We start from the raw sequence: 18,698 nt of genomic DNA on the forward strand, positions 1-18,698 counted from the left end.
GGCCTCACCCTTGGCGCCGCGCCCGATCTCCGGCGCGCCCTGGGTGGCGCCTGCTCCAGCGGCACCGCCTTCACCGCCAGCCTCCCCCGCCCCGCCTTGGCCGCCCGCTCCGCCACGCTCGGTCGCCAGCTTCGCGCCGTCGACCACGACGGTGGCCTTCAGCACCAGCAGCGCGACGCTTGGTCCACCGCTCCCGCCTCCTGCGCCGCCGAGACCGCCGCATCCTCCGGCGCCGCCGCCGCCACCCCCACCCCCGGCGCCGTCGTTGCAGAACGTCCCCGACTGACCCGAGCCGCCGCCACCGCCGCCGCCACCCTGCCCGGGCTGACCTGGTGTCCCGGGCTGCGCGGCCGGAGGGACATAGCGAAACGCCGCCTCGTCCCACTCGCCGAGATCTCCAGCCCCAGCTCCCGCGGCCCCTGCACCGCCGGGCGCCGCCTTGGCCACGGCCGAGGTCCCGTCGCGGGCGGTGCACCCGTTCGCGTCGGCGCCCTTGCCGCCCGCGACACCGCCGGCGGACGGCCGCCCATCGAGGCCCCGAAAGCCGCTGTAGTTGTGTCCGCCCGAGCCGCCCGAGCCGCCGTTGGCCTCGGGGCACGAAGGGTTTCGGCCGCCGCTCCCTCCCGTGCCGGGATCGATCTCGCCGTCGACGCTTCCTGGGCGGCCGTCACCGCCGCGAGCGCCATCGAGAGCCCCTGGAGAGCGAGCGTCGGCCCCGGGCGCACCATCGCCGCCTGCGCCGGCGTAGAGCGCGCTGCCATCCTCGACGCGAAACGCCTTGCCCTCCGGCAGATCGCTCACCCACAGCGCCACCGAGGGCTGGTCGGGCGACGCGGCGCCCTTGGCCCGAATAACCACGTGCGCGAGCGTCCCGCCCTGCGTGAGGCGGGTGGCGACCACCGCGAGGGTGGCCCCGCTGAGCTCGGAGGTCCCCTCGCCGCGCGCCCACGTGGACCGCGAGAAGCCCCCCACGACGGTCACGCCGTCGACCCACACGAGCGGGGCGCTCTCGGTGTATTTTCCTTCGGCGAGCACGACGCGCGGTCGCTTGGCGAAGCCCGCCAACCGCATCGCCGCTCGAACCGTGGCGACCGGCGCGTCTTTCGTGCCCGGGTTGGTGTCGACCCCATCGGGCGCGACGAACACGGTGTCTCTGTCGCCTCCACCGCCTCCACCGCCGCCGGGCGGAGGGGGATCCGACGACGAGCAGCCGAGCCCGAGGAGGCAAAGGCTCACGGCTGTGGCATGGGCCCTTCGCATGCTGGAGAGAGTAGACGACCCGCCGCGGAGTTTCGAGGGAGCGATGCGAGCGACCTGCTCCCTCTCACTCCGGTGCTACGCTGAGCAGCGATGCGAGCGCCGATCCCCTCCCGCGGACGGGTCCTTCCCCTCCTCCTGGCCGGCACGTTGTCGGCGCTGACCGCCTGCGGCTCGGACGCCGGCGGGGGCACGGAGGACCCGATCGATCCCCTCACCGGGCTGCCGACGGGGGCTCCCGACCCGACACAGCTCGACGCCGCCGCTCCACGCGACGGAGGCCCCGCCCTGCCGCCGGTCCCTCCCAAGTCGAACATCGAGCACGTCGTGATCATCATGCAGGAGAACCACACGTTCGACACGTACTTCGGGCGCTACTGCAAGGCGGCGCCGGGGTCGAACCCGACGTGTACGACCGGGCCGGCGTGCTGCGAGGCCGCCCCCGAGAAGGAACCCTCGGGCGCCACGCCTCGGGTCCTGGATGACGCGGCGAACGCGGACTACGATCCGGATCACTCGTACGCGTGCGAGGCCGCCGAGATGAACGGCGGAAAGATGGACCGCTTCGTCACCGGCGCGAACTGCTCGAGCCGAAAGAACTTCGCCATCGCCCCGGACTCGGTGATCGCGCCGTACCACGCGCTCGCGCAGAGCTACGCGATGGGGGACCGCTACTTTCAGTCGATCATCGGTCAGACGTCGTCGAACAACATGTACTTCGCGGTCGCGCGAAAGGTGTTCATCGACAACGATCTCTTCCCCGACGCCATCGGGCAAGGGTGCCGACCGCTCGTCACCAAGCGGCAGTTCTCCGGGCAAACCACGATCGCCGACCTGGTCCTCGACGAAGGGCATCGCGTGAGCTTCTACGCGGAGGGGTACAAGCTCATGCGGGACGCGACCCCGTGCCCCAAGGACCCGCCCGACTGCAAGAGCCTGAACCCGCTCTACGCCATCTACCCGTGCGCCTACGATCCCTCGGACGTCCCGTTCAACTACTACCGGCAGTTCACCGACAACCCCGCGTTCCTCCACGACTGGGAGGACTTCACCATCGATCTCGAAGCGGGAGACCTCCCCGAAGTCTCTTACGTGAAGTCGATTGGGTACCACACCGAGCACCCGGGATACGGCACGAAAATCACGCTCGGCGTGGGCTGGACCGACGCGGTCATCAAGCGCATTCTCGCTTCACCGTATGGCAAGAACACGCTCATCTTGCTCACGTGGGACGAGGGAGGAGGGTACTTCGACCACGTCGCACCGCCTGGAGGCCCGAGCGCGGCCGACAACGAGCCGCTCGGCACGCGCGTCCCGATCCTCGCGATTGGGCCGTTCGCCCGCAAGAACTACGTGTCGCACGTGGTGATGGACCACTCGTCGATCGTGAAGTTTCTCGAGTGGCGCTTCACCGGCAAGACGGGGCAGCTCGCGGCCCGCGACGCGCTCGTGAACAACATCGGCAGCCTCCTCGATCCCGCGACGACCGGCATCCCGGTGCCGGAGAACTGAACCCCGATGCGCTCGCTGGCTCTCGTCGTCGCGGGGCTCCTGGTCGCGAGCTGCCAAAGGGCCAGCGCTCCAGGGCCCCCCACCAAGAGCGAGGGTGCGGTCGCCCCCGCCGCGCCGTCCGTCCGCGGCCCGAGCGTGGCCGAGGAGCCGTCCGCGCCGCCGGCCGCCCCGAGCCCCTCGAGCCCGCCTGGCCCCGTGAGCAGCCCGCGCCCGTTGGTCGCGCCGAGCGCCTCGAGCGCCTCGAGCGAGCCGAGCCCGCCGAGCGCGCCGGGCGTGAGCACGGTCTATTTGGGCCCGGTCGGTCGCCACGCCGTGGATGTGCGGAGAGCGACGGCGTTGGTGCTCCACGACACGTGGAATGGCCTCGGCCTGAGCCACGCCGCCGTCATCGCGCTCCAGCGCTCGGGCACCGGCTTCACGTACGTGGCGAAGGTGTCCACGCTCTCCTCGGGTATCGGCGCCCCGGCCCGCGATCCCTACGTCGTCCTCACGGAAGACATGCCGTCTTGCACATGCCGCGTCCAGCAGACCTGCGCTTGCGAGCACGACCGCAAGGCGACGCGACGGCAAGGGCGCATCGACGCCGCGACGGTGGACGAGTTTCTGGCCGCGCTCGCCGCGCGCCCCCTCGACACGACGCAGAGCTACGTCGACGGACACGTGTGGACGGACGACTACCCCTTTGCCCACGTGAGCGTCTCGATTCCGTCAGCGCCCGCGGTGCACTTCTCCGCGCTCGACCAGCAGCGACATTGGCGCCGCGACGGGAAGTTCCTGGCCCAGGACCGGGAGGAGCTTGGCGCGCGGATCGGGGTAGGGGCCCACCGCAAGCTGAACATGGCGTTCCAGAAGCTCCTCGGCACGCTAGGCGTGTCCGGGTGGGTGAGGGAGCTCTACAAGGGCGGCCCCGCCGGGGGAGATGGTCTGTAGGGTAGTCTCGCGCGCGCCGAGCGCGTGGCCCTGGGAGGGTCGCCGCGTGCAGTCCGCGTCCCATACCGTGCAGATCTACTACGAGGACACCGATCTTGGCGGTTGTCGCTCATTGGCGCCGTCGACACGAACGTGCCGGAGTCGGTGAGCGTCTTCGGGCGGCGCGAGCTACAGACTGCGCGCGGCTGTGACCACGTGGTCGGCGGTCATTCCGAGCTGCTTCATGACGACCGCGCCCGGCGCCGACATGCCGAACCTGTCGATGCCGAGGCACACGCCGTCGAGGCCGACGTACTTGGCCCACGTGCTCGAGACGGTCGCCTCGATGGCCACCCGGCGGCGGCACGACCGCGGGAGCACTTCGTCCTTGTAGGTTTGCGGCTGCCTGTCGAAGCGCGAGAAACAGGGCATGCTCACGACCCGGGTCCCCGCGCCGAGCGTCTCCGCGGCCTTCATCGCGTGCTGAAGCTCGCTGCCGGCGGAGAGCAGAATGAGGTCGAGCGGCGCCGTCTCCCTCTTCGCGATGTATCCGCCCTTCAGCACGCCTTCCCGCCGCGTCTGCACGGGGATCTCGGTGAGAAGCGGCACCGCCTGCCGGGAGAGCGCGAGGAGCGTGGGCCCTTCGACGCGCGAGAGCGCGGCCACGAACGCGCCTGCCGTCTCTTCGGGATCGGCGGGGCGCACCACGTCGAAGTTCGGAATGAGGCGGAGGCCGGGGATCGTCTCGACAGGCTCGTGCGTCGGACCGTCTTCTCCGACGGCGACGCTGTCGTGCGTGAAGACGTAGATCGGCGCCAAGTGGCTGAGGGCGGCGATGCGAAGCGCGGGCCGGCAGTAGTCGGCGAACACGAGGAACGTGGCGCCGCTCGGGCGGAAGATCCCGTGCGCGGCGATCCCGTTCATGATCGAGCACATGGCGTGTTCGCGGATCCCGAAGCGAATGTTGCGACCCGCGCGACGCTCGGGCGTGAAGTCGTCGCCGGCGGTCTTCAGATCACCGATGTAGTTGAGCGTGGAGCCGTAGAGGTCGGCGCTGCCGCCGATCAACAGCGGGTGCGTCTTTGCGAGCGGCTGGAGCACGTCTTGGCCCGCCTTGCGGGTGGCGATCTTGCTGTCGAGCGGGAACTCGGGGACGCTCGCGAGAAGCGCCGCGGTGTCGGCGTCCTTCGGCGCGCCCATCGAGGTGAAGGCGCGCGACGTGGCGAGCAGATCCGCGAGCTCCGGGTTCTTCGCGCGCCACGCGGCGAAGGTCTCGTTCCAGGCGCCGTACGCGGCCTCGCACGCCGCGAGCTGCGTCGCGAAGTAGGCTGTCACCTCGGGCGAGACGAAGAAGTGCTCGGCCGGGAGCCCGAGGTTCTTGCGCGCGGCCTCGCCGAACTTCGCGCCGCCCTCGCCGTGGGCCTTCTGGGTCCCGGCGACCTCGGGGATGCCTTTGCCGATCGTCGTCGTCGCGATGATGAGCTGCGGCTTGCCTTCGGCCTTCTTCGCGACGAGCAGCGCCTCGTTCAGGGCCGCCATGTCGTGGCCGTCGACCGCTTGGACGTCGTAGCCGAGCGCCTCGGCGCGCAGCTTGGGGTCGAGGCTCTGCGTCGCGTCGGCCATCGCGTCGAGCGTCACGGCGTTGGCGTCGTAAATCAGGATGAAGTTGTCGAGCTTCTGGTGGCCCGCGAACTCCATCGCTTCGAGCGCGACCCCCTCCTGCATGCAGCCGTCGCCGGCGAGGCAGATCACGTGATGATCGAAGATGCGGTGCTCCGGCGTGTTGAAGCGCGCGGCCGCCATCTTCTCGGAGAGCGCCATCCCGACGGCGTTCGCGATCCCCTGCCCGAGCGGCCCCGTGGTGGTCTCCACCCCGTCTGGCTTGTGCATGAGCTCGGGATGCCCGGGCGTCTTCGAGTCGAGCTGGCGGAAGCGCTTCACCTCGTCGAGGGTCATCTCCGGGTAGCCGGAGAGGTGGAGCCACGCGTAGAGGAACATCGAGCCGTGGCCGGCCGAGAGCACGAAGCGGTCGCGATTGAGCCACTCCGGGTGAGTGGGGCAATGCTGGAGCGCGTGCCCGTAGAGCACGGCGCCGATCTCGGCGCAGCCGAGGGGCAGGCCGAGGTGCCCGCTCTGGCTCGCGTGCACGGCGTCGATGGCGAGGCCTCGGGCGATGTTGGCGGCGCTCTGGAGGGTGTCTTTGCTCAGCGTGCTCATGGGCCCGGGAGGCTACCATGAACGTCGCCACCGCTCGACGCGGAAGCGCTCGGCCGTAAGCGCCGGGGACCGCACGGAAATGTCCGTTCCAGCGCGCCGGCGCGCTCCCTCCGAGTGACAGCGGCTGAGTCGCGCGACCTGGCAGCCGGACCTGGCAGGCGGACCTGGCGGACGTGCCAGTGGACCTGGCCGTGGACCTGGCAGTGGACCTGGCAGTGGACCCCGCGCGGGCTGTCACGCGCAGCTCGCGGAGCACGGCCCTTCGCTTGCGTGCTCCGAGGCGAGCGCATGCTCGGGCGTGTCGACACGGGTCGGGCGCGGCATTTCGTGGTCACGTCGATGGGGAGCCCGCCGAAGGCGAGGTCTCGCCATGGACACACAACTTGGCTGACAGAACCCTCGCGGGTTCTTACCTCCACACTTCCACTCGAGACGCTCACCGTGCTCCGTCACACGCCGCTTCCCGGTTGCCCGGGCGCCGCGCTCGGCCTAGGAGAGGTGCATGCGAAAGCGCCCAGCTACACCACAACTCCCCTCGAACGAGCTTCGCGCCACGCTCGGGCGTCGCGAGCTCTTCTTTGGGGCGCTGGTGCTCGCGCTCCCGCTCGCCGCGTGCAGCGGCACGGTCGGCGAGCCCGCGAAGCGCCCCTTCGCCCACGGCGTCGCGAGCGGCGATCCGCTCCCCGACGCGGTGATCCTGTGGACGCGCGTGAAGGGTGAAGGCGACTCCGCAGTCGAGGTAAAGTGGGAAGTCGCGGAGGACGCCGGGTTCCAGCGGCTCGCCGCCTCAGGCACGTTCACGACGAACCAGGAGCGCGACTTCACGGTGAAGGTCGACGCGAAGGGCCTCGCGCCGGGGCGCACGTACTACTACCGCTTCAGCGCGCTCGGCGCGTCGTCGCCCGTAGGCCGAACGCGCACCGCGCCGCAGGGGTCTACGGAGCGCCTCCGTTTCGCCGTCGTCTCGTGCGCGAGCCTCGCGCACGGCTTTTTCCACGGCTACCGCGAGATCGCGAAGCAGGCCGACCTCGACTGCGTGATCCACCTCGGCGACTACATCTACGAATACGCGACAGGCGACTACGGGGACGTGCGCACCTACGAGCCGGCGAACGAGATCGTGAGTCTCTCGGACTACAGGACGCGGCACGCTCAGTACAAGCGCGACCCGAACCTCCAAGAGGCGCACCGCCAGCACCCGTTCATCACGATCTGGGACGACCACGAGATCGCGAACGACGGCTACAAGGACGGCGCCCAGAACCACACGCCGGGCAGCGAGGGCGCCTGGGCCGATCGCAAGGCCGCCGCGCAGCGAGCGTACATGGAGTGGATGCCCATTCGGGAGCAGGAGGGCGGCCGCATCTTCCGCAAGCTCGCGTACGGCGATCTCGTCGACCTCGTGATGCTCGACACGCGCTACCACGGCCGCACCCTGCAACCTGGGGGCGCCATCGCCGCACCCCCCGCTCCTGATCCGAAGCGCACGTTGCTCGGCGAAGATCAGGCGGCGTGGATGGAGAGCTCCCTCAAGGACTCGAAGGCGCGCTGGAAGCTCCTCTGCCAGCAGGTGATGGTGGGCAATCTGGTCCTCAACCCCGGCAAGGAGATCGCCAATCTCGACCAGTGGCACGGCTACCCCGAGTCGCGCAACCGCCTCCTGAGCTTCTTCCGCGACTCGGGCGTGAAGAACATGGTGGTGCTCACCGGCGACATCCACAGCTCGTGGGCCAATGAGATCACCTTCGATCCTGCCGACAAGGCCGCCTACGACCCCGTCACGGGGCGCGGTTCACTGGGCGTGGAGCTCGTGACGCCAGGCATCACTTCACCCGGCATCCCAGACCTGTTCCTCAGCATTCTCGACGACGCGCGCCCAAAGAACCTCCACGTGAAGTGGGTCGACGGTAGCAAGCGAGGATTCATCATCCTCGACGTGACGAACGAGCGCGTGCAGGGCGCGTGGTACCACTTTCAAGACATCACGGTCGAGGCACCGCAGACCCCCGCCTTCGCGAAGGCGTGGTCGGTGCGCGACGGGGAGACTCGCCTCGTCGCCGACGAGGCCGCCCCCTCGCGCCAAGGCGCCCCCGCGCTCGCCCCGGCCTGAGCGCCCCGGCGGCGAGCCACGTGCATTCTGCACGCGTCTCTCCCTGTCGACGGCACGCCGTCGGGCGGCGGTTCGGCGTCGCGGCGACGGCCGCTGGACGGCGGCCCGCTGGGTCGCGTAGCTTCGGCGCGTGCCGACGAGCCACGAGGACCGATGAGCCCCGCGACCGAGAACTTCGACGCGGCCCCGAACGTGAGTGTGGACCAAGCGGAGCGCCTCGCGGCGACTCACTTCGGGGTTCGAGGGACCGCGTCTCCGCTCGAGGGTGAGCGGGATCGCAATTTTCACCTTCGTACGGGCGACGGGGCCGGGTTCGTCTTCAAGGTCCACCCCCCAAGCGAAGATCCGGCGGTGGTCGACTTTCAGATCGGCGCGCTCGCTCACCTCGCAGCGGTCGACCCGTCGCTGATGGTGCCGCGGGTCATGCCCTCGGTCGGCGGCGAGTCGTCCGTCTTGCTGGAGCTCGGCGCGGGGCGGCCGCAGATCGCGCGACTCTTGACGTACGTGCCTGGCGTGCCCCTTGGCCACCCGCTCAATACGACACGACTGAGAGGCCTCGGGCACCTGCTCGCGCGCCTCGATCGTGGCCTCCGGGGGTACTTCCATTCCGCGGGCCGAGCGCCGCTGCTCTGGGACGTCCAGCGGGCGGACCAGGTGACTCCGCTCCTCGCGCACATCGAAGACCGCTCGCTCCGGGACGCCGCATCGGAGGGCCTCGAGCGCTTCGCGCGCGTGGTCAAGCCCGCGCTGCCGGCGCTGCGCGCCCAGGTCATTCACAACGACGCTCACCACGAGAACGTGCTCGCCGACCCCGCCGACCGCGATCGTGTCGTCGGCGCCCTCGACTTCGGCGACCTCGTGCACGCCCCCCTGATTCAGGAGCTCGGGGTCGCCGCGTCGTACCACCTCGGCGCGGACGACGTGCTGGGCCCGACGGCCGTGCTCGTGGGCGCCTACTCCGAGGTCCACCCACTCGAGGCCGACGAGATCGAGGTCCTGGCCGACCTCATGCTCGCGCGTCGAGCGATGGCGGCCGCGATCGGGGCTTGGATGTCTCGCGAGGCCCCCGAGCCGTTCCGCCTCGAGGCTCCGACGCGGCGTGACGCCCTCCGTCGCCTGCTCTCCCTTTCCCGCGCCGAGGCCACGGCCCGTCTTCGCCGCGCCGCCGGAGTTTGAGATGCGAGAAGCCATGGGAAACGCGTTTGTACCGGGCGCAGTGGCGCTCGATCCGGCGGAGGCCGCGATGATCGAACGCCGAGGTCGCGTGCTCGGTCCCGCGTATCGCCTGCAATACGAGCGCCCGCTCCACATCGTGCGTGGGGAGGGCGTGCACCTGACCGACGCGAACGGCGTGCGCTACCTCGATGCGTACAACAACGTGCCGTCCGTAGGGCACGCGCACCCGCGTGTCGTCGAGGCGCTCACGCGGCAAGCGGCGACGCTGAACACGCACACGCGATATCTTCACGAGAACATCCTCGCCTACGCCGAGCGCCTCCTCGCGACGATGCCGGACGCCCTCGCTCACGTGATGTTCACGTGCACCGGCTCCGAGGCCAACGACCTCGCGGGGCGCATCGCGCAGGCGCACACGGGCGGTACAGGCTTCATCGTCACCCGGTACGCGTATCACGGCGTGACCGAGGTGGTCTCGAGGCTGTCCCCGTGCCTCGGTGAGGGCGTCCAACAGGGTCCGCACGTTCGCCTCGTCGCTCCGCCCGAGTCGGGTGTCGCCGACGTGGGCGCCAGGTTCGCCGAGGGCGTGCGGCGCGCGATCGCCGACCTCGAGGCCCACGGGATCCGGCCCGCGGCGCTCCTGGTAGATACCGTGTTCACGAGCGACGGGAACTACGTCGATCCGGCCGGCTTCCTCGGGCCCGCCGTCGAGGCCATTCGCGAGGCGGGCGGCCTGTTCATCGCGGACGAGGTGCAGCCGGGCTTTGGTCGAACCGGCGCGCACTTCTGGGGCTTCGGTCGGCACGGCATCGTCCCCGACATGATCACGATGGGCAAGCCGATGGGGAATGGACACCCCATGGGGGCGGTCGCGGGGAGGCGTGAGCCGATCGCCTCCTTCGCGAACCAGGTTCGCTATTTCAACACGTTTGGAGGGAACCCAGTCTCGTGCGCCGTCGGCCTCGCGGTGCTCGACGTGATCACCGACGAGGGCCTGATGGCCAACGCCGCCGATGTGGGCGCGCACCTCCACGCGGGACTCGACGCGCTCTCCGGGCGCTGCCCCACGCTCGGCGAGCGGAGGGTCGCGGGGCTCGCCTGCGCGGTCGATGTGGTGGACGCCGAGGGTCGCCCTGATCCGGTCGCCGCGACGCGGATCGTGAACGGGCTCCGCGATCGCCAGGTGCTCATCAGCATTTCCGGCATTGAACACGCGACTCTGAAGATTCGCCCTCCGCTCGTCTTCCAGAGGGCCCACGCGGACCAGCTGCTCGAGGCGCTCGAGGGGGTGCTTCGGTCGTAGTCGGGTCTCCGTTGCCTGGGGAGCAAGCGCCCCGCGTGGTGGCAAGTCTCGCGGCCGGTCCGGCACTCACTATCGTGGTTCGGTAGAAGAGTATTCCACGATCACGCAAATCGAACCAGGAACGCGCGCGCCGATCGGGGCGGACGCTCGACGGCCGGGATCGTTCGCCGTGCGTCGCTCGCCGCGGCGATGCAGGCGCTCGCGTTCGTGCTCCGCCGTCGCGCGCGGCGGATCGAGGGGCGAGCGCCGCGGGCCAGGCACGGAGCCCGGCGCGCGGCGCGGCGGTCGCGCGGGCGACTCAGTATCCGGGAGGGAACACGGTCGCCACGAGGCCGTAGCCGTCGGCGACCTTCGTGTCGAGGTACGCCATGTCGAGGTCGTAGTAGCCCGAGGGCGGCGTCTGGTCGACGCCGGGCAGGCCGGTGCCGCCCCACGAGTTCTTCACGCGAAGGAACTCGATCTTCGTGTCCGGCGCGAGCGCCCGCTGCAACAGCGCACGATCGCTCACGTCCTCGCCCGCCTTCAGGAGCGTGCCGTCGGCGAGCTTGGCCTGGTAGTCGAAGCCGAGCGTCATGTGCCCGCCCGTGCGGCCCTTGCCGCGGGTGTCGAGCTGCTCCTTCGTGAACCTGGAGCCGCTCAACGCGTTGAAGTCGACGTTCCACCAGGTGAGCACCGGCGCGTGGTCGTGGAGCGCCTTCTGCACGCGGATTTGGTAGGTGCGGCGCGCGGTGGGGTCCTCGGGGTACTTGACCTCGTTCCAAATCGACGGGCCGCTCGGGGCGACCGCGTCGGAGAGCTTCCCGCGCGCGTCAACGCCCTGGGCACGCGCGTTCGGCCACGCGATGAGGATGTCGGTCGGGCCGAGCACGCCCGCCGCCTTGCGCTTCGTCAGGCCCGCGCCGGTGGCAGAGCCCGCGCCGGTCTGGCCAAAGACGTCGTCAAGTTTCTTTACGACCTCGGGGCTGAGACCGAAGGCCTTGTCGAGCTCTGCGCGGACGAGCTTTCGGTCGCGGCGGGCCTCGACGGTCTTCAATGCGCCCTCCTTCAGCGACAGGGTGATGGCGCGGATGGCCGTGCTCTGGCGCGAGGAGCGGGCGTCGTTCGCCTCCTCGGGGATGAAGTCGGACTCGAGCATCGCGCCGTAACGGGCGACCTCCCAACGGAAGAGCGACCAGGTGCCGCCCGCCGAGAACTCGCTCTTGTCGTTCAGCGCGGTGTCCGGCCAGCTCGTGATCTTGGTGAACCAGTCCCAGTACGTGGCGTAGCTCTCGGAGAGGTTCAGCTCGGTGTTCGTCGCGCGCTTGTTCAGCGACTCGACCCAGCCGATGTGCGCGTAGACCCAGCAATTGCCGATGCTCTGGTTCTTGACCGACGAGTGGACGACGCTCGTGATGTTGTCGGTCGAGATGTCCTCCTCGGGCTGCTCCTCGGAGGGGTCGACGGCCGCGCTGCAGCCCGCGGCGAAGGTGGACGCCGCCGCGAGCATGGCGAGGAGCGCGAAGCGGAAGGGACGGGCGAGTTCGGTCATGGGCGCCTCCAATGCGAGAACCGTGCTAGCTTGCCTACATGGGTACACATGGGGCCCACTGGCGTGATCACCGCTGATTGTCGCCGAAGGCCGCGGCGATAGCGACCCGAAAGGTCACCGTGCGTGGATCACGGGGGTCTCACGGTGGGGACCGTCGGCCTCAGGGTCTCGTGCGACGGGCGGGCGCGCTCCTCGGCAGGGAGCCGCGCGAACGGGCTCGACGCCGCGGTAACGAAGCGGAGCAGCTCGACCACGGCGCCCGTCGCCTGCGCGAGGTCGGGCTCGCGGAGCTGGTCGGGCGTGTCGCGCTGGGTGTGGTGGATGTCGAAGTAGGTGCTCATGTCCTGCCGCGCGTCGAGGACCGGCACCCCGGCGGCGCGGAGCGGGATGAGGTCCGCGCCGCCCTCCGCGGGCTCGCGCGAGCTCACCACGCCCGGCACGGTCGGCAGGGTGACGGGCCCGCCAGCGCGCGCGCGGAGCTCGACGACGCGGCCGGTCCCCGCGTCGAGCTCGAGCGCCGCCACGTGGCGGTCGAGCTCGCCGGCGTGCGTGGCCGCGTAGGCCTTGGCGCCCGCGAGGCTGTTCTCCTCGGCCGCGAAGAGCACCACCCGCAGCGTGCGCTCCGGCGGAGCGCGGAGAAAGGCGCGCGCGGCCGCGACCACGATGCCCACGCCCGCGCCGTCGTCGACCGCGCCGCGACCGAGGTCCCACGAGTCGAGGTGCGCGCCGACCACCACGATCTCGTCGGGCGCGCGCGTCCCGCGGATCTCGGCGACCACGTTGGCCGAGATCGCGTCGGGGCCGGTCGCCGTGACGACCGACAAGGTCACTCGGGTGGGCCCCGCGAGCAGGGCGGCGTGGAGGCGGTCGGCCGCCACCGCCGAGAGCGCCGCGCCCGGGATTCTGGCGCCGTTCTGGCGCATCGAGCCCGTGTGGGGCGCGTCCGTGGCGTCGGTGCCGACCGAGCGCACGAGCGCGGCGACCGCCCCGCGCGCCTCCGCCTCGCGCGGACACCCCGCCCGAACTCCGACCGCGCGCCCGTAGCCCGCGCCGTCGACCGCGCGGTCGGTGTGAACGTTGCAAAATACAATCTTTCCGCGGAGGCTCCCTTCGGGGAGGGACGCGATGTCCGCGTGCGCGCCGACCTCGACGACGTCGGCTGACACGTCGCCCGAGACGCTCCACCCAAGCGCCGTGATCGTGAGCGGCGACGTGACGCCCCCGGTGGTGAGCGTGGCGTTCTCCTTCACGCGGCGCCACACCGGGACCGCGACGGGCTCCGCGCGCACCGACGCGAACCCGAGCTCGGCGAGGGTGCGGGTCGCCCATGCGACGGCGCGTGCGTCGTTCGCCGAGCCGGCGAGGCGCGGGCCCACCTCGGTCGAGAGTGAGCGCGCGAGAGTGTACGCCAGCGTGGGCGGCGCGGCGGGCGCCGGCGAAAGGCTCGGCGGCGAGGGCGGCGGGACCGCCGGGGCGGCGCACGCGGCGAGCCACAGCGCGGCTACGGGGACAGCGCGCATGGGCGAGGACGAGGGCGTACGGCGTGTCACGGCCGCAGGCTCACAGCCAGGACAGGCAGCGTCAAGCTCCGCGCCTCACCCCTCACTGCGCCTCATTACGCCTCATTACGCCTCACTACGCTCGCGGCCGCTCTCCGCGCCGCGAGCCTCGAACGCGGCGAGCGCGTCGCCCAGGTCGAGGGCGACGAGCGCGGCCCGGAGATCCGCGGCGACCGGTGCGCGCACACGGACTGCGCGAGGCTCATCCTCGCCGCACGCGGGGTGCGGAAACGTGATCTCGAACGCGTGCAGCGCGAGGCGAGCGAGCCCGGTGCGCGCGCGAATGTGCCGGTTGAACCAGCCCGTTCCGTAGTTCGAGTCGAGCGCGATCGGGTGGCGCAAGTGGGCGAGATGGCGCCGAATCTGGTGGTACCTGCCGGTCTTAGGGTGCGCCGCGACGAGCGAGCAGTGGTCGCCTGTGCCCACACGCTCGATCTCCGTGATCGCGGCTACGCGCACGGGCGAGTCCTCCGCCTTGGGGATCGCGTAGTCGACCGTGCCCCGCTCCGGCGCGTGGCCACGAGCGAGCGCGAGGTAGGTCTTCGCCACGCGCCCCTCGTCGAAGGCGACGCGGAGGCGCGCGGCGATCGCGGGCGAGAGGGCGAAGACGAGCGCGCCGCTGGTCCCCCGGTCGAGCCGATGCACGGGGTACACGTACGCGCCGAGCGCGTCCCGGACGCGGGTCATGACCACGTCGCGATCCGGCGCGAGCTCGGTCCGGTGGCAGACGAGGCCCGCCGGCTTGTCGACGACGACGAGCGACTCGTCTCGAAAGAGGAACACCACGGGGGGGACGGCCACGAGGCCACCGTACACGCCTCCCCGTCGGACGGCGGTTCTCACCCCGCGCGACCCCGATGTCAGGGGCCCCCTGGGCCGCGCCCGGGGCGCGGCGCATTCGCCACGCGGCGCGCGCGTTTGCACGTATCCTCCGGAGAGTGGCTCGGGAGTTGCTTCGATCTCCCTCGTCTTCCGTCTCTCTGACTCGTGTTGCCTCGGGCGCCGACTCGCCCGACTCCACTCGCTCCCATCGCACGCACTGCCCCTTCCGTTGGGGCGCGCGTCGAACGCAAATATGGCTCCGCCGGAGGTGCTCCATGACTGGTAGAATCGTAAGTGGTCTCGCCGCGGGTGCGCTCGGCCTCGCCCTGGTCCTCGCCCCCAAGCCCGCGCTCGCGGGCATCGAGGCGTGCGGCAACATCGACGTCAAGGCCGACGCAAAGTGCAAGGTCGAGGTGAAGGGCGGGTGCACGGCGCAGTGCGAGCCCGTCCGCTTCGAGGCGGCGTGCGCCGCCAAGTTCGAGGCGAAGTGCAGCGGCAAGTGCAACGCGTCGATCCAGACGTCGTGCACCTCGACCTGCAACGGCAGCTGCAGCGGCGCGTGCAACGCCGATCCACCGAAGTTCGAGTGCAAGGGGCAGTGCGTCGCCGACTGCGAGGGCTCCTGCTCCGCGTCGTGCCAAGGCAAGGCCAACGGCACCGAGTGCATCGCGTCCTGCAAGGCCTCGTGCAGCGGGCGCTGCGACGCTTCCTGCAAGGGCACCCCTGGGAGCGCCTCTTGCTCGGGCAAGTGCGAGGCGTGCTGCTCGGGCTCGTGCACCGCCAAGGCGAACCTCGACTGCAACGTCAACTGCCAAGCCGAGACCTACGCGTCGTGCAAGGGCGAGCTCTCGGGCGGCTGCAAGGTGCAGTGCGAGAAGCCGGACGGCGCGCTCTTCTGCGACGGCAACTACGTCGACACCGGCGGGAACCTCGCCAACTGCATCAACGCGCTGAACGCGGTCTTGAAGCTCCGCGTCGACGCGAGCGGCAGCGCGAGCTGCGCGAACGGCCAGTGCGAGGCGGAGGGCCAGGTCAGCGTCGGCGCCTGCTCCACCGGCGCGCCCTCGTCGAAGCCGCTCGGCGCCGCGGGCGTGGTGCTCGGCCTCGGCGCGATCGCGTTCCTCGCGCGCCGCCGCCGCGCCGCGTAGTCGGTTCGGCAGGTCGAGTTGAAGGCGCGGCCCACCCTCTCGGTCGGGCCGCGCAGGTTTTTTGTGGCCGATCGCAGTTCGGCGTTTCCAAGAGGCCCGGCGCACGGCCATGATCCGGGCATGCGCTCTCGCTCGCTGCCGCTCGCGGCGCTCGCACTTGCTTCCACCCTGGCGACGGTCGCCTGCAGTCCCGCCGCGCCACCGCCGCCGCCTCCCCCGCCGGCCTGGCCGCACTACGAGCCGGGCGCCACGCCGGCGAAGGCGCCGGATCCCGAGCCCATCGCGTACGCGCACGAGGGGCGCACGTACGACGACGCGCTGGCCATCCCCGAGGACATCAACGCGGTGGCGTCCGAGCCCGAGCTCTCGGACGCGACCCTCGGCGGGCCGCTCAACGATCCCGCGCTCCTGTCGTCCTGCGGCGTCGTCGAGTCCACGGTCGTGGTCATCAAGGTCGCGGTGCGCGGCGGCAAGGCCCTGGGCGTCACGGTGGCGACGAGCCCGCCGAGCGCGGCGCTGTCTTCGTGCCTCGACAAGGCGGTGCGCCAGCTCACGTGGCCCTCGAGCGGAAGACGCTTCTCGTTCAAGACCCGCTTCTAGCGTCCTCGGGGATGTGCGCAGGTTGCGCCTGCGCTCAGTGCAGAATACACGCGCCGTTCGGTGCATGGCGCATGCAAGGACCTCGTCAGGTCGCGCGGCGGCGACGGCGGCCCATCGCGAGGGCGCCGAGCGCCACGAGCGCGCCGATCCCCGAAGCCCACGCGGAGGGGCGTCCCGCGGCGTCGCACGAGCAGCCGGAGCTGTCCCCTTCGCCGCCGGCACCGGGCCCGCCCGCGCCGGGTCCACCGTCCGCGCCGACCTCCCCGGGGCCCGGTGGGCCTCCCGGCTCGCCCGGGCCCGGAGGCTTCGCGAGCGCGACGCCCTTGTCCTCGGTGACCGTGCAGCCCGCCGACGACGCCGCCACTCGGAAGACGAGCGGCCGCCCTTGAAGCGCCGCGCCTGGCGTAACCTTCACGGCGCACTTGCCGCCCTCTGGGGTGGCCGTGACGTTCGACTTTCCGTCGGTCTCGGGACCGTCGAAGACGATGTGCCGCGCCTCCGCGTCGCCCGTGGCCAGGTACGCGAGCTCGGCCCCCGCGGCGCCGTCCTTGGCGGACGAGGCCACCATGAGCGTGCGCCCGCTGCGCACGACCTCCACGCCCACGACGCCGGTGTTCTTCGCGTCGACCTTGGTGATGTCCGTGGTGGTCGCGCCAGCTTCGCCCGTCGCCGTGGCGTCGAACACGTGCACGGCGAGCGCCGTGGGACCGGGGACCTTCACGCGGTACTCGTCGACCGGGTAGCGCGCGCCGTCGCACAGGCCGTAGCGCGAGCCCGAGCACTCGCGGCGCGGGATCTTGCGCACCTCGGGCGTGCCGCCGGAGCGCACCACGGCGTGGAGCACGAGCTGCGAGCTGCCCGCGTTGCCCTTGGCCCCCCCCGCGCCGCCGGCGTCGAGCGTGAGCGAGGCCATCGAGCGGAAGCGCAGCGCCATCCCGCGGGCGGGGTCGTCGGTGCGCGCGCGGTCGATCGTGATGACCTCGCCGTCAGGCAGGAACGCGTAGTCGCGGCGCGCGAAGGGCACGTCGGTCTTGCCTTCGCTGTCGGCGAACGCCTTGGAGAGCTCGGCCCGCGCGGTGACCACGCCCGACTCGAAGCCGCGCGCCCAAGGGAGATCGGCCTGGCTCCGCGCCGACTGGCCGGGCTGGTAGTCGGCCCCGACGGTCTTCGAGTCGACCGTGATGGCGTTGCCCGTGAGCGTGGAGAGCGAGCCGTAGGGGCTCGGATCGACGATGAGGTGGTCCGCGCCGCGCGCGAAAGCGAAGTTCGAGGCGTCGATGTGCTGGTGGTCGGGCCCGAGTCGTGGGGCCGAGGTGAACACGCTCCAAAAGGCGTCGGCGGCCCAGCTCGAGCGCGAGTAGAGGTTGCGAGTGCCGCGCGCCAGGTAGAAGGTGGGCGGCTTGGTCGACACGTAGTCGACGGGCGCGGCGCCCCGCGTCTCGGCGAGGGCCTCGCACGCCAGGCATTCGTCGATCTCGCCGAGGGCGGTATCGGCGAGCAGCGCGGCGCCCCACGACGCGTTGGTGGGGTTCTTTCCCGCGAGCATGGACGCCACGACGCCGCGGCGCGAGAGCGTCGCGTAGAGATCGTTCGTGCCCCAGTCGCCGCCCGCCCACCCGAACTTCTTGTTTGGAGTGAACGTGTGTCGATAAAGGGGTATCGCGTCGTCGAAGAACTGGTCGACCTGCGGCAGCGATATGCCCTGATCGCGCAGCGCGCGCCAGGCGAGCCCATACCCCATCATGCTGAAGGGCGCGTACTCCCAGCCCTCGGGCCAGTCGCCGTCGAGCATGGTCCCCTTCGGGCCGAGGCCGACGCCGCCGATTTGCTTCGTGAAGAGGTTGTCGACCACGTCGTTGTAGTAGGCCGTCGCGGCCGCGTCTTCGCCCGCGAGCGCGATGGCGGCGAACGTCTTCGCCGACACGTAGCCCGCGTGGTAGTTGCCGCCGGGCACGTCGCGGAGGTAACCCTCGCGCGTGTAGCGGTCGACCCACACCTTGATACGCGCGCGCGTCCGCGCGGCGTCGACGCCGGGCGCGCCCGGGAGCCAGTCGTAGAGCAGCGCGGCGAAGGTGCCGTGGTGCCGGATGGGGTAGCCGGTGTCGAAATTGGTGACGAGATCGCCGCCCCGGCCGTCGCCCATCTGGTCCCGGTCGTCGAGCAGCGCGTTCAGGTACTTCACCGCCTCGGTGCGGTAGGTGGTCTTCTGCGTGAGCTGGAAGGCGAGCGCGCACGCGGAGCCGTTGAAGGCCCAGCCGTACCCGGTGTACACGCCCTCGGAGTAGCGGCTCGGGTTGGCCACGACGGCGTCGCAGCGCGCGATCATCTTCGCCGTCGCCGAGCCGCTCACCGCCGCGCGCGCCTTGAGGGCGTCGAGGGTGGCCTTGTTCAGCAAGATGCGAGGGTGCGGGCCCGTGGGCGGAGGCGGCGCCGCGGCCGAGAGCGACGCGCCCCCGAGGAGGGAGGCAGCGACGCCAGCGGCGAGAGCGAGCGGGCGGAAGCGACGAGGACGGGGCATGCGTGACTCCAAGCGACGAAGTAGAGACCGCACAGTGTA

General features: G+C 71.1%; 12 protein-coding genes and 1 pseudogene. 7 read left to right on the forward strand and 6 right to left on the reverse strand.

The genetic code is table 11. The annotated features are described in order from the left end of the window. Positions 1 to 48 precede the first annotated feature (48 nt). Positions 49 to 237 (reverse strand): annotated as a pseudogene (locus tag IPQ09_17380) (PGRS family protein). Positions 238 to 1,350: 1,113 nt separating this feature from the next. Here IPQ09_17380 and IPQ09_17385 point away from each other — a divergent pair. Next, a complete protein-coding gene (locus tag IPQ09_17385) occupies positions 1,351 to 2,769 on the forward strand; it encodes a hypothetical protein (GenBank protein ID MBL0195959.1) in 1,419 nt (472 codons plus the stop codon). Between the two features lie 6 nt (positions 2,770 to 2,775). Further along, entirely contained in the window at positions 2,776 to 3,699 is a 924-nt protein-coding gene (locus IPQ09_17390) for a hypothetical protein (protein MBL0195960.1), read from the forward strand. A gap of 168 nt (positions 3,700 to 3,867) precedes the next feature. Here IPQ09_17390 and tkt read toward each other — a convergent pair whose 3' ends face one another. After that, the gene (tkt, locus tag IPQ09_17395) at positions 3,868 to 5,895 is read right to left on the reverse strand and encodes a transketolase (protein ID MBL0195961.1); all 2,028 of its coding nucleotides are present in this window, start codon (positions 5,893 to 5,895) and stop codon (positions 3,868 to 3,870) included. Between the two features lie 502 nt (positions 5,896 to 6,397). Here tkt and IPQ09_17400 point away from each other — a divergent pair. The 3 genes from IPQ09_17400 (at position 6,398) to IPQ09_17410 (ending at position 10,484) form a co-directional block, all read left to right on the forward strand. After that, positions 6,398 to 8,005, forward strand: a complete 1,608-nt coding sequence (locus IPQ09_17400) for an alkaline phosphatase D family protein (protein MBL0195962.1) — start codon at positions 6,398 to 6,400, stop codon at positions 8,003 to 8,005. Positions 8,006 to 8,158: 153 nt separating this feature from the next. After that, positions 8,159 to 9,181 (forward strand): phosphotransferase, encoded by a 1,023-nt coding sequence (locus IPQ09_17405; GenBank protein ID MBL0195963.1) that lies wholly within the window; start codon positions 8,159 to 8,161, stop codon positions 9,179 to 9,181. 1 nt (position 9,182) lies between these two features. Then, positions 9,183 to 10,484, forward strand: a complete 1,302-nt coding sequence (locus IPQ09_17410; GenBank protein MBL0195964.1) for an aminotransferase class III-fold pyridoxal phosphate-dependent enzyme — start codon at positions 9,183 to 9,185, stop codon at positions 10,482 to 10,484. 298 nt (positions 10,485 to 10,782) lie between these two features. Here the strand turns inward: IPQ09_17410 and IPQ09_17415 are convergent, their stop codons facing one another. From IPQ09_17415 to IPQ09_17425, 3 genes are all read right to left on the reverse strand, one after another. Next, complete coding sequence (locus IPQ09_17415; protein MBL0195965.1) at positions 10,783 to 12,012, reverse strand: hypothetical protein; 1,230 nt, start codon at positions 12,010 to 12,012, stop codon at positions 10,783 to 10,785. 128 nt (positions 12,013 to 12,140) lie between these two features. Further along, the gene (locus tag IPQ09_17420; GenBank protein MBL0195966.1) at positions 12,141 to 13,532 is read right to left on the reverse strand and encodes a M20/M25/M40 family metallo-hydrolase; all 1,392 of its coding nucleotides are present in this window, start codon (positions 13,530 to 13,532) and stop codon (positions 12,141 to 12,143) included. Between the two features lie 105 nt (positions 13,533 to 13,637). Further along, complete coding sequence (locus tag IPQ09_17425; protein MBL0195967.1) at positions 13,638 to 14,372, reverse strand: pseudouridylate synthase; 735 nt, start codon at positions 14,370 to 14,372, stop codon at positions 13,638 to 13,640. 296 nt (positions 14,373 to 14,668) lie between these two features. Between IPQ09_17425 and IPQ09_17430 the strand changes: the two genes are divergently transcribed. Continuing rightward, positions 14,669 to 15,541 (forward strand): hypothetical protein, encoded by an 873-nt coding sequence (locus IPQ09_17430; GenBank protein ID MBL0195968.1) that lies wholly within the window; start codon positions 14,669 to 14,671, stop codon positions 15,539 to 15,541. 120 nt (positions 15,542 to 15,661) lie between these two features. Continuing rightward, positions 15,662 to 16,141, forward strand: coding sequence for a hypothetical protein (locus IPQ09_17435; GenBank protein MBL0195969.1), 480 nt, complete (start codon positions 15,662 to 15,664; stop codon positions 16,139 to 16,141). Positions 16,142 to 16,226: 85 nt separating this feature from the next. On the opposite strand, the gene IPQ09_17440 is transcribed toward IPQ09_17435, so the two are convergent. After that, positions 16,227 to 18,659: a hypothetical protein gene (locus IPQ09_17440; protein MBL0195970.1), complete on the reverse strand. Its 2,433-nt coding sequence runs from the start codon at positions 18,657 to 18,659 to the stop codon at positions 16,227 to 16,229. Positions 18,660 to 18,698: the final 39 nt, after the last annotated feature.

This window comes from Myxococcales bacterium (assembly GCA_016720545.1).
In the GTDB taxonomy this organism is placed as follows: Bacteria; Myxococcota_A; Polyangia; order Polyangiales; family Polyangiaceae; genus JAAFHV01.